This window comes from Aminipila terrae (assembly GCF_010120715.1).
Lineage (GTDB): Bacteria > Bacillota > Clostridia > Peptostreptococcales > Anaerovoracaceae > Aminipila > Aminipila terrae.
Window position 1 is genome coordinate 2,523,627 of sequence record NZ_CP047591.1, and the last position, 17,331, is coordinate 2,540,957.

Here is a 17,331-nt window from a genome sequence, read left to right on the forward strand (position 1 = left end):
CGATGATGAATATTATATATATGACTATTTCACAAATGGTAGTTCTTCTTGTATTATTGTTTGTTGTAAAATACATTTTTATGGAAATCAAGTTTAGTAATAACAGAGCACAAAAAATCTATTTCACAGCAGGTATTGTGTTAATGCTTGTAGCTGCAATACTAGATAATCAATTTGAATTTATTAGTGTTCTGATAACCATATTCTTATTTGAAGTTGCAGTGTTTACAACTCGAAAAAAAAAGAGAATACGGGGATTACTTCTTATTATTCCGGTTTTAGGAATTGTAATTAGTTATATTATGTTACCCATAGCATTACTTTATTTGTTTATTGGATCTATGAACGATATCATTTTTAAATTTCAGTATACGATGAAGCTTTTAGATATCTTTTGCTGGGGTATTATCCTTCTATTTTATATTCGAGGGAAAAAGTGTAGAAAAGAATTAAAAAATACTATTGAAAAATATCACTTGGATAAATGGGAGACAAGAGTACTAAGTACTATAGGAGTTTTTTTATTCCTGCTTTCTATATTGATTTCTTCTGCAGATGAATTAAATATACCTGTAGATTACTCTAAAGTACTAGTTTTTGTAAGTGCTACAGTTGTTTTATTGTTGAATATCGCAATAATTGGGTTGGTATTTCAAAGATATGCAAAGTATCAATATCAAAATACAGCAGAGTTAAATGAATATTATCTGAATTTACAATTGGAACATTTTAAAATTTATCAGGAAACACAGAGAGAAACCCGAAGAATACGACATGATATGAAGAATCATACGGGACTGATGAATCAGCTGGCGCAAACAGGAAGTTATAAAGAGCTTAAAGAGTATTTGCTTAAATTAAATGATCAAGTGGAACATATTGATCAAGAATTACATCTTGGAAATGAAATTGTAGATGCGATAGTTAATGAAAAATCTGTGCAGGCAGGGAAATTAGGCATTACGATTGTAACCGAGGGAGTATTACCAGATTGTTTCAAGATTGAACCCATAGATTTGTGTACAATATTTGCTAATGCCATTGATAATGGGGTAGAAGAGTTGCACAAAATCAATATACAAGAAAAGAAATTGGAGATTCATATAGTAAACCATAATTCCATGAATATGATATCTTTTCAAAATATAACGAAACAACAAAGTAAAACGCAGATTAATACATGGAAACAAGATAAATTAAATCATGGGTTTGGAATAGAAAATATACGCAGAGCTGTAGAAAAATATAATGGATATATAGAATATGGAGTGCATGAGCGAGAGAACAATTTTTATTTTAGATTAGATGTAATTTTGTTTTAATGGTGTTATCCATAGAAAAAACGAAAATTTGCAACAAAATATGAATATTTCACAACATAAATAACGCCATTGCCTGCTTAAAAGGTATACTGAGTTCATAAATCAGAAAGGGTGTAATATATATGAATTCAGAAGTTGCAGTTAATTTTAATGGGGAAAGAAGTCTAAAAGCAAATGTAAATAGGTTGTGCATAGGAGTTTTAATTTACTCACTTCTTATGATTATGGTAACTATAGCAGGGGTAATAGTTAGAATGGTTGTTATTGAAGTGAGGGGAAAAGGGGGATTTAGCGATGCAGCATTTAATGAAATTGAATCCGCTATGATGACCTCAGGCATTGAATATATTGTTGCAGTAAGCTTGGGAATGCTGTTTTTAATCTTATTTTTTCGAAAGTTAGGATTGATAAATAAGATTGGTTGCAGTAATAAAAGAATGGATGTTAAAAATTTTGTGGAAATCCTATTTGTGTTTATGTCAGTCCAGTGTGTTTTCAGTATAAGCTCAATGGCTGGTGAAAATGTTTTAAATAAATTGGGTTTTTCCATGTTAGGCGATTTGGAAGCGGCAACGGGATACAGCACTACTATTTCGATGTTTTTATATGCTTCTATCATAGGTCCATTATCAGAGGAACTGATTTTCAGGGGCTTTGTACTTCGAGGTCTTGAAAAGTATGGTGAAAAGCTGGCTATTGTGGTTTCAGCTGTGTTATTTGGGGCATTTCATGGGAATTTTATTCAGGGGTTGTTTGCATTTGTAGTTGGTCTAGTTTTAGCTTATGCAACCATGGAATATTCCATGAAATGGGCAATGGCATTACATATCATTAACAATTGCATTTTTGGTGATGTTTTGGGGTATGCTTTTTCTCATTTTAGTGATTCTACACAAGAAATAATTTGGTATATCATACAGGGTATATTTTTAGTAGGCGCATCTGTGATTATAATAAGAAACCGTATAGATATCAAAGCGTATATAAGGGGAAATCGTTGTAAGGGTTACAGGCAGGTTTTTTCCTCTTTTGGAATGATCCTTTTCCTTTCAGTCATGTTTATGACAGCTATGTTGGGAATTGAAAGGATATAGTGATGAATATGAATGCTCTATTTGATAAAATTAAAATAAGCAAGATAATTCTAATCTATATTTGTGCAATTGTTTTTACTTTTATAATTTTAAGAATATCTTTTTTTAAAAACATTTATGCAAACGATAAGTTTTTTGCTGAAATTATATTAAATACATTAGTTTTGGCTTGGTTTATATATGTATTTTATAAAGAGGAATTATTTAATAATAAGAAATTCATTTATGAGATAAAAAAGATTAATTACAAAAAAATAGCACATTTATATTTTTTAAATATTGGAATGTACATCGGGTTAGGATTATGTTTTTTTGTAGGAGACAAATCTTTAATAAGAGTTCCTTCTGCTTTATATGTAATTTTTGGAATAACATTAGCGCCAGTAGTTGAAGAATTAATATTTAGGGGTGTGATATTAAATCGCCTAAAATTAAAATTTAGCTCAATTTCATCAGTTTTTGTTTCAGCAATAATATTTGGAATAGTACATATGGATTTAAATATTTTAGGAAGAATAATCTTTGGTATCCTATGTGCAATAATGTATCTGCAGACAAAAAGTATTATGAACTGTATGGTTTTTCATGCATTAAATAATGCAAGTTTATTTATACTTCCTATTGTATCTAAATATACCCATTTTACAATAAAATTTGAAGGACAAACTGAAACTTCTGTAATAATACTAATAATATTTATATGTTTTGCTATATCAATTTTATTGGATATTATCTATATAAAGAATAATTTGCTAAGAAAAAATTAGATCCGCTCTTGGACAGGGAATTTAAATAACCACATAAAAACTAATATAGAGTATGATTAATAAAAAAGACGACTGAGCATTTTCAGTCGTCTTTTTAGGTGTGCCAGCATGGTTAAAATGGCTGAATGGTTTTGTTATAAAGCATTACTATAGAGAGGACGAATGCAGATAACATGATTATAAAGCCGATTTTATCAATCTTAGCTGGTAACAATGGTTTGCATTGCTGTTTCCTGGTATATATATAAAGCAAGGTTCCAGGTCCGTATAATAATGCAGAAATTAATATGTAGGTAATTCCGCTGGCATATAGGAGCCATGCTCCATATACGGTTCCTATGATAGCAAAAATCCATGCCTTTGATTTTTCAGCAGTACTGGCATGCTCAAGACCCTCACCTTTCATGGTGATTTGCAGACAGTATAGTGCAGAGAAAATATAAGGAAACATAATAGCACTTGTTGACAGTGTATAACAAACCTGATAGGACGATTCATTAAAATATACAATAATTAAAAATGCCTGTACGATTAGCGTTGTAGTGATTACAGATACTACAGGTGAATTATTTTTATTTAATTTTGTAAAAAATTTAGGAAAACATTGCTGTGACGCAGGACCATATGCACTGTCAATACTAAGTATAGAATAGGTAAACATGGCACCGCCTAATGAAATGATTACTGCAATATTTACGAATGCTGCACCCCAAGGGCCTACAACGGCTTTTAGTACACCGGCCATTGGAGGATTCCCAAGAGCAGCCAGCTCTTCATTAGAGAGGACACCCATACTAAGCAATGATATAAGTACATATAATATTAATAATGATAAAAAAGATATAGCTGTTGCACGGCCGGCAATAGCAGTGCTTTTAGCTCTGCCGGAGATAACTACTGCTCCTTCAATCCCGATAAATACCCATACGGTAACATACGCGGTAGATTTAACCTGCTCAAGCAGACTCATGCCACCATCAACACCTCTGAAGTTTTCCATGAATATTTTTGGATCAAAAGCTCCTGCAAATATAATGGCCACAACCATTACCATAATAGGTAAAAGCTTTGCACAGACCACAATTACATTAATGGTTACAGCTTCATTGACGCCTCGCAGAATAAGTAATGTAATAAGCCATATAAAGATAGAACCGCAAGCGATTGATAATAAATTACTTCCTGAACCAAAGGCAGGAATAAAATAACTTAGAGCAGAAAAAAATAAAGTGACAAATGATATTTGAGCTAAAATGGCACTTAGCCAGTATCCCCATGCAGCATTAAAGCCTATGTATTCACCAAAACCTGATTTTGCATAATTATATATACCGCTTGTCAGTTCTGGTTTTACGTAGCTTAGCCTGAAGAAACACATACAAAGACCGAGCATACCTATACCACAAATAAGCCATCCAATTAATACTGCTAATGTATGTGCACCACCTGCAGCGAAGTCGCCGGATAAACTGAATACTCCACTGGCCAGGGTAGTGCCGATTGCAAACATTGTTAATTTTATAGTGCCGAGATTTCTAGTCTGATCTGAAGAATTATCGTTCATATAATAATCCCCTTTCTGTAAAAGGACCAAACCATTGTAGGGGATGTTACAAACATCCCCTACAATTTAATTTATAACTATATAACCTATGGACTTATTTTAGTTTTCAAATTTCATTATTAACAGACAGGAATTTAGAATCGTAAAGATAAGCAGCTAAGACCGCCATCAAGTTTTCTGTATTCTGAAGTATCTACTAGAATAACTTCATAGCCAGCATCTTTTACTGCTTTTTCAACTGCAGCATATCCTTCAGGGACAATAACTGTACCATTCATCCAGATACAATTTGCAGCATAAGACTCATTGTCAGGAATGACAATCTTGTTATATTTAGCAAAGTCAGGTTTGTCAATAAATTCACCGGAAACCAGCATGTTGTTGTTTTCGATATAGTTTACGCCCGTCTTCAGATGAAGTACTTTTTCAAGAGGAACTTCTGATCCAGTTAGGCCATGCTTTTCAAGAATAGCGATAAACTGCTTGATACCTTCTTCATTTGTTCTTGCAGAACGTCCAACATAGAAGTGGTCGCCAACCATCATAACATCTCCGCCTTCCAGGGTACCTGGTTCTTTAATGTATTCAATCTGGTCATCACTGAAGAATTTTTTAATGGCAGGTAAAATTTCTGCCTTTTCACCGTTTCTGGTGCCTGCACCTGGGTTCGTGATAATAGCACATTTGCTTGTAATAACGGCTGGATCTTCTACAAAGCATGAATCAGGATATTCTTCAAGGGCATCTAGTACAGTAACTTCAACACCGCACTTTTTTAATGCTTCTATATATGTATCATGCTGCTTCAGGGCTAATTCATAATCTGGTTTACCTAATTCTGGTGCAGATGTAATACCTTCTACCATTGCTTTGCATGGTCTTCTTACGATACAATTTTTAAACATTTTTTTTACCTCCATTATTGATTGAATTTTTAAACATTTCTTACATATATAATATATTGTATACATAGCATTGTCAATATATTTTATATTATATTTTATATATTGTTTTATATATTATATATTATTTCTTGATTTTAATAATTTCTAATGATATGATAAATCCATAATAATTCTATAAATGAACATGCCTAAAGAAAGGTCTTATATGTATAAATTCCAATCCCTAAAAGATCATGTATATGATTATATTGCTGATCAGATATTAAAAGGCAATTTATTGCCGGATGAGAAAATAAATGAAAATAAAATCTGCCAGGAGCTGAATATCAGCCGTACTCCAGTTAGAGAAGCACTTATACAGCTCTCCAGTGAAAATGTCCTGGAAAACGTACCGAGAAAGGGATTTGTACTGAGAAAACTGGATTCAAAAGAAGCAGCTGAAATTTATGCAGTAGTTGGCGTGCTTGATGGATATGCTGCCGTTCTGGCATGCAACAGATTATCAGAAAAGACTCTGAAAGATATGGAGTTTTATATTGAAAGTATGGATGTGGCTATAAATGCTGGAAATTACGAAATGTATTATAAACAGCAGGAAATCTTTCATCAGCTTTATCTGGTAGAGTGTGGAAATGACATACTCATTGATTCTCTGCTAAAACTTAAAAATAAATTTATGACTAAAAATTATGATTTACCCCATATGGAAGATGCAAAAACAGTTTTGTATGATACGAATAATGAGCACAAAGAAATGCTTAAACTCTTTCAGAATCATAAAACTGCTGAACTGGAAGCTTATATCAGGGAGGTCCATTGGGATCCATCGAAATCGGATACAGAAGTTACAATTTAAAAATCTAATAAAAAATCCCGCAGTCCGTGATGTGCTGCGGGATTTCTGGTTAAATGAACTATTCTTTAACGTGGGAACTGTCCGAAGAAACATGGTTTTCAAGTTTTGTGCTTAATTTAACTTCTTTGGAATTTACCCATTTTAAAATAAAGGTCTGGATGATTCCTGCAATAGGAACAGCCAGAATCATTCCCACAATTCCACCATAATAACCTGCTACAGACACAGCCAGTAATACAAATAGTGGGTGAAGCCCTGTTGTTGATCCCACAATTTTAGGATAAATCAGGTTGCAGTCTATCTGCTGGACAATGAGTAATACTACTACTGCGGTTATACCCTGGGTAAGACCATCTGTAAAAGTTCCCACAATAAATGCCGGAATCATTCCCAGTATGGGACCGAAATATGGAATAATATTGGAAATACCGGCAAAGCAACCGATAAAAACAGCAAAATCAAGACCCAGAATAGAAAGTCCAATAGAAGACAATATAGCTATAATCAGTGAGTCCAGCAAAGCTCCCCGGATAAAGGCGGAAAGCACGTTATTTATATCGTTTAATGTTTCAGTTAATATGGCATTGGCTTTTTGCGGTAATACCAGATGTAAAAATTTTCTCCATAGATGAATAAAAAAGTCTTTATCCATAAGTATATAGATACTTATGATGGTACCAATAGCAAGATTGACTATACTTCCACTAATGCCTGTAATCCAGTTGATAGCAGAACCCGCACTAAAATGTGAAGAGAGCCAGAGCATTCCACGGTTTGCAAACTCATGGACATATTCAGCCAGACCCATTTCAGGTAGCCCAGCAATCCAGGTTTTTATGTTGACTTCATAAGTTGACACATAATTAATAACCGCATTTACCATACTGTCTATCCCTGTAAAAACAAACTGCCCCAGTATCAGAACAGCGAATGCGTATATAATCACCACTACTATAGCAATAATGATTATATATGTTAAGATGACACTGATGAGCCGCTTAGTTTTTTCCAGTTTCTCTAATTTTGCTGAATCCTTTGTGTGGGTAAAAATAATTTTACTCATGATTTTTTTATTGATGATGTCTACCAGAGGACTAAGTAAGTAAGTAAGTACCAATCCTATAAAAAGTGGAGTTAATGAAGCAGATACACTGGATAAAGAGTCCATCACATTAACGGCAATAGAATTTGAGTTTTTTATTATAAAATATAAAGCATACAATATAGCAGCAGTACAGGCTATAAAGATACTGTATTTCCACCAGTGTTTTTCTGGGAGATAATCTTTAAAATTTGACATACGTGCACCTTTCAATATTAGATAGTATTATATAGTTTAACACAATTCATTAAAGAGAATGATGAAAAATTTACATATATTTCAAGAGAATAATCTTTAAAAGAATTATATCCATTATTATACAGATTAACACAAATACAAACAAGGAGAAAATATTTAATTATGATAAATATACCAGAATTGCTTACTCCTGCAGGGGGAATGCAGCATTTACCAATCAGGAAGAGAGATTAATCAGAAGAATTTTACTCAGAAAGAAGTTCAATTATATAAGTATATAAGAAGGAAAGAAAAATTCCCTGCAAGGAAATGTTTATGACAGAGAGGAGTTGGCTTTGTGCAAGAATATGAGCCTGATGGACTTTATACCATCCCACGAAATTTATAAGAATAGTGAGGGGCGTATGTATGATCAATTAAATTGTGCCTTTGCTGGAAACATTCAGCTTATGATTAGTGAGCATTTGTTTCATATAAAAAGAGTTCACTGACAGGGAGAAAAACATAAATTTTTACGGAAAATATGCCGCAGAACAAAAGCATTATTATGCAAAAAATGTCGAATGTTGAAAATTCAATAAGGGAAGATGCTCCCTTGAAAACATGCAAAATTTAAGGATATATTTTAAATAATTTGTAATAAAAAATCACAAAAAAATGTTTGACGAAAATACTGTTTGGGTATATTATGTATACAAGATACAGAATACGAAAGACAACAGAGCAAAGTTTTCGGATTCCTTTTTTTTCGAGAACTCATGTATACAATATACATATAACGTATTCTTGAATATAAACGCTAATTCTAGGTCAATATATTGATGAATCAATGCTACATTCTGCAGGATTGGACTTTCTAATTTTAGTGCTCTGATAAAAGGAAGGTTTGATTAAAAAGCAAGGAGGATAATTTATATGATTAAGGCATGGGACGGATTTACGAGCGGAGCATGGAATGATGTAATCGATGTAGATAATTTTATCAACATCAACTATACTCCATATGAAGGAGATGAAACTTTTCTGGCAGGCCCAACTTCAAGAACCACAGCGGTCGCTGAAAAAGTACAGAACTTACTGAGGGAGGAAAGAGCCAATAATGGGGTGCTGGCAGTAGATGCCAGTCGTATTATGAGAGTTACTACCTTTCCACCGGGCTATATAGACAAAGACAAGGATCTTATTGTTGGTATACAGACTGACGAGCCTTTGAAAAGAGGTGTCTGCCCTTTCGGGGGTATAAGAATGGCCAGACAGTCTGCAGAAGCTTATGGCGTGAAACTTGATCCTAGTATCGAAGAACAATTTAAGTATACCACTACACATAATGATGGTGTGTTTAAAGTTTATTCAGATGAAATGCTTTTAGTGAGAAAGCTTGGATTTATTACAGGGCTGCCAGATGCATACGGACGGGGAAGAATTATTGGAGATTACAGAAGAGCCGCTCTTTATGGTGTAGATCATTTAATACAGGAAAAGAAAAACGATAAACAGGCTCTTCATAAAAGCCCAATGACTGAAGAAACAATAAGATTGATTGAAGAAGTACAGAAACAGATAGATTACTTCCAGGAACTAAAACAAATGGCCGCAGGATACGGATATGATATTTCACAGCCTGCTGCAAACACAAGAGAAGCTATCCAGTGGCTATATTTTGCTTATCTTGGTGCGATAAAAGAAGAAAATGGAGCTGCTATGTCCATAGGAAGAACGTCTACATTTATAGATATTTATGCAGAACGAGATTTAGCTGATGGGACATTTACAGAGGAGCAGATTCAGGAATTCATAGATGATTTTATTTTGAAGCTAAGAGTTGCAAGACATCTGAGAACCCCAGAATACAATGACTTATTTGGCGGAGACCCAATGTGGATTACAGAAGGAATTGGGGGAATGGGCGCTGACGGAAGAACACGAGTTACAAAGAGTTCTTACAGATATTTAAATACCTTATATAATCTTGGACCTTCCCCTGAACCAAATTTGACGGTTCTTTGGTCAGATAAACTACCTGGTTCGTTCAAGAGGTTCTGTGCGCAGGTTTCCATAGATACAGACTCAATTCAGTATGAAAATGACGATGTCATGAGACCTTCTTATGGGGAAGATTATTCAATTGCCTGCTGTGTATCCGCTATTCAGATGGGTCAGCAGATGCAGTTCTTTGGTGCAAGATACAATCTTGCTAAAATTCTTTGTCTGGCTTTAAACGGTGGCATCGATGAAAGAACTGGTATGAAGTGCGGACCACAGATGGAACCAATCAAAGGTGATGGACCTATCGATTATGAAGAGGCCATGCGAAGGTTTAACATATATAAAGACTGGTTGTGTGAGTTGTATGTAAATATTATGAATATCATTCACTTCATGCACGATAAGTATGACTATGAAAGAAGTCAGATGGCATTCTTAAATACAGAAGTTAAGCGGTTGATGGCTTTTGGTGTTGCAGGACTTTCTGTAGCTGCTGACTCCTTTAGTGCTATTAAATATGCAAAAGTATATCCAATCAGAAATGAAGAGGGGATAATTGTTGATTACAGAACGGAAGGGGAATTCCCTAAGTATGGTAATGATGATGACAGAGTGGACAGCATTGCAGTTGAGCTTACCAAGGGCACTATCGATGCACTAAGAAGTCATCCAACTTATAGAGATGCAGTGCATACTTTATCAATTTTAACCATTACTTCCAATGTTGTGTATGGAAAGAAGACTGGCAATACTCCGGATGGAAGAAGGGCAGGAGAACCATTTGCTCCTGGAGCCAATCCAATGCATTGCAGAGATTCTTTAGGTGCTGTAGCTTCATTGAACTCCGTATCAAAAGTGAAATGGGAAGACTGCCAGGATGGTGTATCCTATACATTCAGCATTACTCCTGATACTCTTGGTAAGGATAAAGAAGCGCAGAAAGACACGTTAGTAGGGCTGATGGGAGGATACTTTAGCAGAGGTGCTCACCATCTGAATGTAAACGTGTTAAACAGAGAATTGTTAATGGATGCTTATGAAAATCCAGATAAATACCCTAATTTAACTATCCGGGTATCTGGATATGCAGTTAAATTTAATGCTTTATCCAGAGATCATCAAAAAGAAGTAATTGCAAGGACCTTCCATAAGGCCATTTAATACGTATCTTATCTATGATTCCTCATAGCTATGATAAACTATTACCTTACACTGAATCGCAAGATTCAAATGAGTGGAAAACTCATGAAAAAACTAACTTAATGTATGGCATGGGACACTTATTTAAATAAGTGTCTCGTGTTATCTTAAAATTAGTTTTAGTATTGCGTATAAAGGTTTGAGCATAGCGGACACAATAGAGATATGATATACTAGGCAGTAATTTATTAAATCTATTATTTGAGGTGATTAATTATGGTAAAGGGAAGACTTCATTCATTTGAAACTTTTGGAGCAGTAGACGGACCGGGTATAAGAACAGTAGTCTTTTTACAGGGATGTCCTGCCAGGTGCGCATACTGTCATAATCCTGATACTTGGGATGTTCATGGAGGAAGTGAAGTCGAAACGAAACAAATTGTAGACAGAGCTAAAAGAGGTATGAGCTATTATGGAGAAAAGGGGGGCGTAACCTTTTCCGGAGGAGAACCTCTTTTACAGGGAGAATTCCTTATACAGACTATAAGAGCACTAAAAAAAGTAGGTATCAATTCTATCATAGACACAAGCGGAACTTATATTGATGAGTTTACAGAGAAAGTCATTGAAGAGTGTGAAATGGTTTTGCTTGATGTAAAACATTCCCAACCGGAAAAGTTTTGGGATATTACTGGTAAGAAGCAAGATAATCTGCTAAAACTTATAGATTTAATTAACAAGCACGGAAAACATGTCTGGGTGCGTCAGGTGATTGTCCCGGGGATAAATGACTCACAGGCCAATATAAAGAGTCTGAACGAGTTTATAAAGAGGATAACGCATGTAGATAAGGTAGAACTATTGGGATATCATAACCTTGGTGTGGAAAAATACGAAAAGCTTGGCATTAAGTACAGGCTGAAAGATGTTGAACCAATGGATCAGAAAGAGTTAAACAAGTTAAGCGCATTGGTGAGTTTTTAAACATAAAATTAAAAAGTTGAGTTGGATTGTTATATATTTAAGTTGAGTTAAAATAAAAAGGATGCCTGATTTCTAAAGGGTATCCTTTTTTCGTTGTTGTTGGCAGACCCTTATTTAATATGCTTGAACTTTATATTATAATGTAGGAAAATCAGACAAAAGAGATTACAATTTTGTGATCTTACCAAATAAAAACAAATAAAATCGAAGAAAATAGAAAAAATTGAAAAAATCTATTGACAAGCCATATAACTTTTGGTATTCTAATATAGCTGTCGCAAGTGAGCGCAAACAACTACTTACTGTGGCACAAGAACCTTGAAAACTTCATAGTGTAAAAGAATTAGTCAAGAGAACATTAAGTTGTTCTCGATACTAAGTACAAACAATCATAACGATTGGTAAGATAACCAAACTTGTTTTGGAAGTCAACGTACAATTTCTTAAAAAACAACAATAATTCTAGGATTTATGTTTTGCATAAAGAATAGAGAAGCGAAACGCGAAGCGTTTCAGCCGAGCAGAAGCTCAAACTTGATTTGATTCAGAGAAATCTGATTTAAATACCATTTAATAAAGAGTTTGATCCTGGCTCAGGATGAACGCTGGCGGCGTGCCTAACACATGCAAGTCGAGCGAGAAATTTATGAACGAAACTTCGGTCTAGGGATTAAATGGAAAGCGGCGGACGGGTGAGTAACGCGTAGGCAACCTGCCCCTTACAGAGGGATAGCCTCGGGAAACCGGGATTAAAACCTCATAACACATCATAAACACATGTTTGAGATGTCAAAGATTTATCGGTAAGGGATGGGCCTGCGTCTGATTAGCTAGTTGGTAGGGTAACGGCCTACCAAGGCAACGATCAGTAGCCGACCTGAGAGGGTAATCGGCCACATTGGAACTGAGACACGGTCCAAACTCCTACGGGAGGCAGCAGTGGGGAATATTGCACAATGGGCGAAAGCCTGATGCAGCAACGCCGCGTGAGCGAAGAAGGCCTTTGGGTCGTAAAGCTCTGTCGGAAGGGAAGAAACAAATGACGGTACCTTCTGAGGAAGCCCCGGCTAACTACGTGCCAGCAGCCGCGGTAATACGTAGGGGGCAAGCGTTATCCGGAATTATTGGGCGTAAAGAGTGCGTAGGTGGTCTTGTAAGCGTGGGGTGAAAGGCAGTGGCTTAACCATTGTAAGCCCTGCGAACTGTGAGACTTGAGTGCAGGAGAGGAAAGCGGAATTCCTAGTGTAGCGGTGAAATGCGTAGATATTAGGAGGAACACCAGTGGCGAAGGCGGCTTTCTGGACTGTAACTGACACTGAGGCACGAAAGCGTGGGGAGCAAACAGGATTAGATACCCTGGTAGTCCACGCCGTAAACGATGAGCACTAGGTGTCGGGGCCGCAAGGCTTCGGTGCCGCAGTTAACGCATTAAGTGCTCCGCCTGGGGAGTACGCACGCAAGTGTGAAACTCAAAGGAATTGACGGGGACCCGCACAAGCAGCGGAGCATGTGGTTTAATTCGAAGCAACGCGAAGAACCTTACCAGGACTTGACATCCCTCTGACAGGACTTTAACAGGTCCCTCCTTCGGGCAGAGGAGACAGGTGGTGCATGGTTGTCGTCAGCTCGTGTCGTGAGATGTTGGGTTAAGTCCCGCAACGAGCGCAACCCTTGTCAATAGTTGCCAGCAGTAAGATGGGCACTCTATTGAGACTGCCGTGGATAACACGGAGGAAGGTGGGGATGACGTCAAATCATCATGCCCCTTATGTTCTGGGCTACACACGTGCTACAATGGCTGGTACAGAGAGACGCAAGACCGTGAGGTGGAGCAAATCTCCAAAACCAGTCCCAGTTCGGATTGTAGGCTGCAACTCGCCTACATGAAGTTGGAGTTGCTAGTAATCGCAGATCAGAATGCTGCGGTGAATGCGTTCCCGGGTCTTGTACACACCGCCCGTCACACCATGGAAGTTGGGGGTGCCCAAAGTTGGCCAGCAAATAGGCTGCCTAAGGCAAAACCAATGACTGGGGTGAAGTCGTAACAAGGTAGCCGTATCGGAAGGTGCGGCTGGATCACCTCCTTTCTAAGGAGACTATAACTTTTGCACTATGAGTTTATATGGGCTTGTAGCTCAGGTGGTTAGAGCGCACGCCTGATAAGCGTGAGGTCGGAGGTTCGAGTCCTCCCAAGCCCACCAGAACTTTTAAAAGGGTTCTAAATGTACTTTGAAAACTGGATAATATGCAAAATATCAGAAAGTGTTAAAAAACACAAATATGACAACGAAATCGAGGTTATCGAAAGATAACAAACAGTTATAGAACTAAGACAAAAGTCTTTTCGGACAGAGATGTCTAAAAGAATGATGTCGGGTGTAAAATAACTACGATTTCAACCGAGAAACCAGAGAATTACGAGTTAATTAACAAGTAAGTCTAAAAAATATAAGTCTTATCTAACGCTAGATAAGCAAAACGCTTATGGTCAAGCGAATAAGAGCATAAGGTGAATGCCTTGGCACTAGGAGCCGAAGAAGGACGTGGCAAGCTGCGATAAGCTGCGGTTAGGAGCAAACATCCGTCAACCCGCAGATGTCCGAATGGGGAAACCCACTTATGGTAATGCGTAAGTATCCTGTGATGAATAAAATAGTCACAGAGAAGGTAACCCGGGGAACTGAAACATCTAAGTACCCGGAGGAAGAGAAAGAAACATCGATTTCCTAAGTAGCGGCGAGCGAACGGGAAAGAGGCCAAACCATAGTTTACTATGGGGTTGAGGACACTCATCACGTATGGCGTGTATAGTCGAAGCTGTTTGGAAAGGCAGACCGAAGAAGGTAAAAGTCCTGTAGACGAAATGCACAAAATGCAGAGTGGATCCAGAGTACCACCGGACACGTGAAACCCGGTGGGAAGCCGGGGGCCCACCCCCAAGCCTAAATACTACCTAGTGACCGATAGAGAATAGTACCGTGAGGGAAAGGTGAAAAGAACCCCGGGAGGGGAGTGAAAAAGAACCTGAAACCTTATGCTTACAAGCAAAGGGAGCGCAAGTGACCTTGTACTTTTTGTAGAACGGGCCAACGAGTTATGGTATGTAGCAAGGTTAAGGTGCTGGAGCACTGGAGCCGAAGCGAAAGCGAGTCTGAACAGGGCGTCAAGTTATATGCTGTAGACCCGAAACCGGGTGACCTATCCATGTGCAGGTTGAAGCGAGAGTAAAATCTCGTGGAGGACCGAACTCATGTCTGTTGAAAAAGGCTGGGATGACGTGTGGATAGCGGTGAAATTCCAATCGAACCCGGATATAGCTGGTTCTCCTCGAAATAGCTTTAGGGCTAGCCTCAAGATTGAGATACTCGGAGGTAGAGCACTGAATGTTCTAGGGGCCTTCACCGGTTACCGAAAACTATCAAACTCCGAATGCCGAAGTATTATACTTGGGAGTCAGACTATGTGAGATAAGTTTCATAGTCGAAAGGGAAACAGCCCAGACCAACAGCTAAGGTCCCAAAATGTAAGTTAAGTGGAAAAGGATGTGGAGCTGCATAAACAGCTAGGATGTTGGCTTAGAAGCAGCCACTCATTTAAAGAGTGCGTAATAGCTCACTAGTCGAGTGGCTCTGCGCCGAAGATAAACGGGGCTAAAACTTACTACCGAAGCTTTGGAATTACAGTAATGTAATTGGTAGAGGAGCATCGTATACGGGCAGAAGCTGAGATGGAAGTCTTGGTGGACTGTATACGAGAGAGAATGTTGGCATGAGTAGCGTAAGGCAGGTGAGAATCCTGTCCACCGAAAATCTAAGGTTTCCTGAGGAAGGTTCGTCCACTCAGGGTTAGTCGGGGCCTAAGCCGAGAGCGAGAGCTGTAGGCGATGGACAACTGGTTGAGATTCCAGTACCACCGAAATTCGTTTGAGCGAAGTGGGGACACAGAAGGATAAGCTGAGCGCACCGTTGGTTGAGTGCGTCTAAGCGTCAAGGGAGAACAGGCAGGCAAATCCGCCGGTTCAATTCTGAGGCGTGATGGGGAGGGAAATTAAAGTACCGAAGCAGCTGATTTCACACTGTCAAGAAAAGCCGCTAGTGAGAATGTAGGTGCCCGTACCGTAAACCGACACAGGTAGATGAGGAGAGAATCCTAAGGTGAGCGAGAGAACTATTGTTAAGGAACTCGGCAAAATAACCCCGTAACTTCGGGAGAAGGGGTGCCTGCGAAAGCAGGCCGCAGTGAAAAGGCCCAGGCGACTGTTTACCAAAAACACAGGTCTCTGCTAAAGCGAAAGCTGAAGTATAGGGGCTGACGCCTGCCCGGTGCTGGAAGGTTAAGGGGAAGTGTTAGGGCAACCGAAGCACAGAACTTAAGCCCCAGTAAACGGCGGCCGTAACTATAACGGTCCTAAGGTAGCGAAATTCCTTGTCGGGTAAGTTCCGACCCGCACGAAAGGCGTAACGATCTGGGCACTGTCTCAACAATAGACTCGGTGAAATTGTAGTACCGGTAAAGATGCCGGTTACCCGCAGCAGGACGGAAAGACCCCATGGAGCTTTACTGCAGCTTGATATTGGATTTCGGCGTTGCATGTACAGGATAGGTGGGAGGCTACGAACCCAGTACGCCAGTATTGGGGGAGCCACCGTTGGGATACCACTCTTGTAACGTTGAAGTTCTAACCATGTACCGTGAACCGGTACTGGGACAGTGTCAGGCGGGCAGTTTGACTGGGGCGGTCGCCTCCTAAAGAGTAACGGAGGCGCCCAAAGGTTCCCTCAGCGCGGTCGGAAATCGCGCGAAGAGTGTAAAGGCAGAAGGGAGCTTGACTGCGAGACAAACAGGTCGAGCAGGGACGAAAGTCGGGCTTAGTGATCCGGTGGTTCCGAGTGGAAGGGCCATCGCTCAACGGATAAAAGCTACCCTGGGGATAACAGGCTGATACCGCCCAAGAGTCCACATCGACGGCGGTGTTTGGCACCTCGATGTCGGCTCGTCTCATCCTGGGGCTGAAGTAGGTCCCAAGGGTTGGGCTGTTCGCCCATTAAAGAGGTACGCGAGCTGGGTTCAGAACGTCGTGAGACAGTTCGGTCCCTATCCGCTGTGGGCGTTGGAAATTTGAGTGGAGCTGTCCTTAGTACGAGAGGACCGGGATGGACATACCTCTGGTGCACCAGTTGTTCTGCCAAGAGCATAGCTGGGTAGCCACGTATGGACGGGATAAGCGCTGAAAGCATCTAAGTGCGAAGCCCCCCACAAGAATAGATTTCCTCCAGAAATGGTAAGACCCGTGAGAGACTATCACGTTGATAGGTCGGAGGTGTAAGTGCAGTAATGTATTGAGCTGACCGATACTAATAGGTCGAACGCTTGACCAAAATGGTTTCAAGAAGGAATAAAACTGATAGAAAAG

At 38.7% G+C, this 17,331-nt stretch carries 9 protein-coding genes, 1 tRNA gene and 2 rRNA genes; 9 read left to right on the top strand and 3 right to left on the bottom strand.

Going from position 1 to position 17,331, the window contains the following annotated elements; all coding sequences use genetic code 11:
• Positions 1-2: 2 nt before the first annotated feature.
• The 3 genes from Ami3637_RS11955 (at position 3) to Ami3637_RS11965 (ending at position 3,183) form a co-directional block, all read left to right on the top strand.
• Positions 3-1,322: a sensor histidine kinase gene (locus Ami3637_RS11955; protein WP_162362786.1), complete on the top strand. Its 1,320-nt coding sequence runs from the start codon at positions 3-5 to the stop codon at positions 1,320-1,322.
• A gap of 122 nt (positions 1,323-1,444) precedes the next feature.
• Positions 1,445-2,416 (top strand): CPBP family intramembrane glutamic endopeptidase, encoded by a 972-nt coding sequence (locus Ami3637_RS11960; RefSeq protein ID WP_162362787.1) that lies wholly within the window; start codon positions 1,445-1,447, stop codon positions 2,414-2,416.
• A 2-nt stretch (positions 2,417-2,418) separates the two neighbouring features.
• Positions 2,419-3,183, top strand: coding sequence for a CPBP family intramembrane glutamic endopeptidase (locus tag Ami3637_RS11965; RefSeq protein ID WP_162362788.1), 765 nt, complete (start codon positions 2,419-2,421; stop codon positions 3,181-3,183).
• Between the two features lie 112 nt (positions 3,184-3,295).
• On the opposite strand, the gene Ami3637_RS11970 is transcribed toward Ami3637_RS11965, so the two are convergent.
• The gene (locus Ami3637_RS11970) at positions 3,296-4,747 is read right to left on the bottom strand and encodes a basic amino acid/polyamine antiporter (protein WP_162362789.1); all 1,452 of its coding nucleotides are present in this window, start codon (positions 4,745-4,747) and stop codon (positions 3,296-3,298) included.
• A 134-nt stretch (positions 4,748-4,881) separates the two neighbouring features.
• Positions 4,882-5,652, bottom strand: coding sequence for a dimethylarginine dimethylaminohydrolase family protein (locus tag Ami3637_RS11975; RefSeq protein ID WP_162362790.1), 771 nt, complete (start codon positions 5,650-5,652; stop codon positions 4,882-4,884).
• Positions 5,653-5,857: 205 nt separating this feature from the next.
• On the opposite strand from Ami3637_RS11975, the gene Ami3637_RS11980 reads away from it, so the two are divergent.
• Positions 5,858-6,508, top strand: a complete 651-nt coding sequence (locus Ami3637_RS11980; protein WP_162362791.1) for a GntR family transcriptional regulator — start codon at positions 5,858-5,860, stop codon at positions 6,506-6,508.
• Between the two features lie 58 nt (positions 6,509-6,566).
• Here Ami3637_RS11980 and Ami3637_RS11985 read toward each other — a convergent pair whose 3' ends face one another.
• The gene (locus Ami3637_RS11985; RefSeq protein ID WP_162362792.1) at positions 6,567-7,808 is read right to left on the bottom strand and encodes an AI-2E family transporter; all 1,242 of its coding nucleotides are present in this window, start codon (positions 7,806-7,808) and stop codon (positions 6,567-6,569) included.
• A gap of 918 nt (positions 7,809-8,726) precedes the next feature.
• On the opposite strand from Ami3637_RS11985, the gene pflB reads away from it, so the two are divergent.
• The 5 genes from pflB (at position 8,727) to Ami3637_RS12010 (ending at position 17,296) form a co-directional block, all read left to right on the top strand.
• On the top strand, positions 8,727-10,955 hold the full coding sequence (gene pflB, locus Ami3637_RS11990) for a formate C-acetyltransferase (protein WP_334297053.1): 2,229 nt from the start codon (positions 8,727-8,729) through the stop codon (positions 10,953-10,955).
• A 255-nt stretch (positions 10,956-11,210) separates the two neighbouring features.
• Entirely contained in the window at positions 11,211-11,918 is a 708-nt protein-coding gene (gene pflA / locus Ami3637_RS11995; protein WP_162362794.1) for a pyruvate formate-lyase-activating protein, read from the top strand.
• 570 nt (positions 11,919-12,488) lie between these two features.
• Positions 12,489-14,005, top strand: a 16S ribosomal RNA gene (locus tag Ami3637_RS12000).
• A gap of 37 nt (positions 14,006-14,042) precedes the next feature.
• Positions 14,043-14,119: transfer RNA gene (locus tag Ami3637_RS12005), tRNA-Ile, on the top strand.
• Between the two features lie 285 nt (positions 14,120-14,404).
• A 23S ribosomal RNA gene (locus Ami3637_RS12010) occupies positions 14,405-17,296 on the top strand.
• The 16S and 23S rRNA genes sit together here with 1 tRNA gene alongside, the layout of an rRNA operon.
• The last annotated feature ends 35 nt before the right edge of the window (positions 17,297-17,331 follow it).

Excerpts from the sequence above, each read along its gene's own strand:
- Ami3637_RS11985 (WP_162362792.1), bottom strand. The coding sequence starts at position 7,808 with ATGTCAAATTTTAAAGATTATCTCCCAGAAAAACACTGGTGGAAATAC.
- Ami3637_RS11970 (WP_162362789.1), bottom strand. The coding sequence starts at position 4,747 with ATGAACGATAATTCTTCAGATCAGACTAGAAATCTCGGCACTATAAAA.
- pflA (WP_162362794.1), top strand. The coding sequence starts at position 11,211 with ATGGTAAAGGGAAGACTTCATTCATTTGAAACTTTTGGAGCAGTAGAC.
- Ami3637_RS11960 (WP_162362787.1), top strand. The coding sequence starts at position 1,445 with ATGAATTCAGAAGTTGCAGTTAATTTTAATGGGGAAAGAAGTCTAAAA.
- Ami3637_RS11955 (WP_162362786.1), top strand. The coding sequence starts at position 3 with ATGATGAATATTATATATATGACTATTTCACAAATGGTAGTTCTTCTT.
- Ami3637_RS11980 (WP_162362791.1), top strand. The coding sequence starts at position 5,858 with ATGTATAAATTCCAATCCCTAAAAGATCATGTATATGATTATATTGCT.
- Ami3637_RS11975 (WP_162362790.1), bottom strand. The coding sequence starts at position 5,652 with ATGTTTAAAAATTGTATCGTAAGAAGACCATGCAAAGCAATGGTAGAA.
- Ami3637_RS11965 (WP_162362788.1), top strand. The coding sequence starts at position 2,419 with ATGAATATGAATGCTCTATTTGATAAAATTAAAATAAGCAAGATAATT.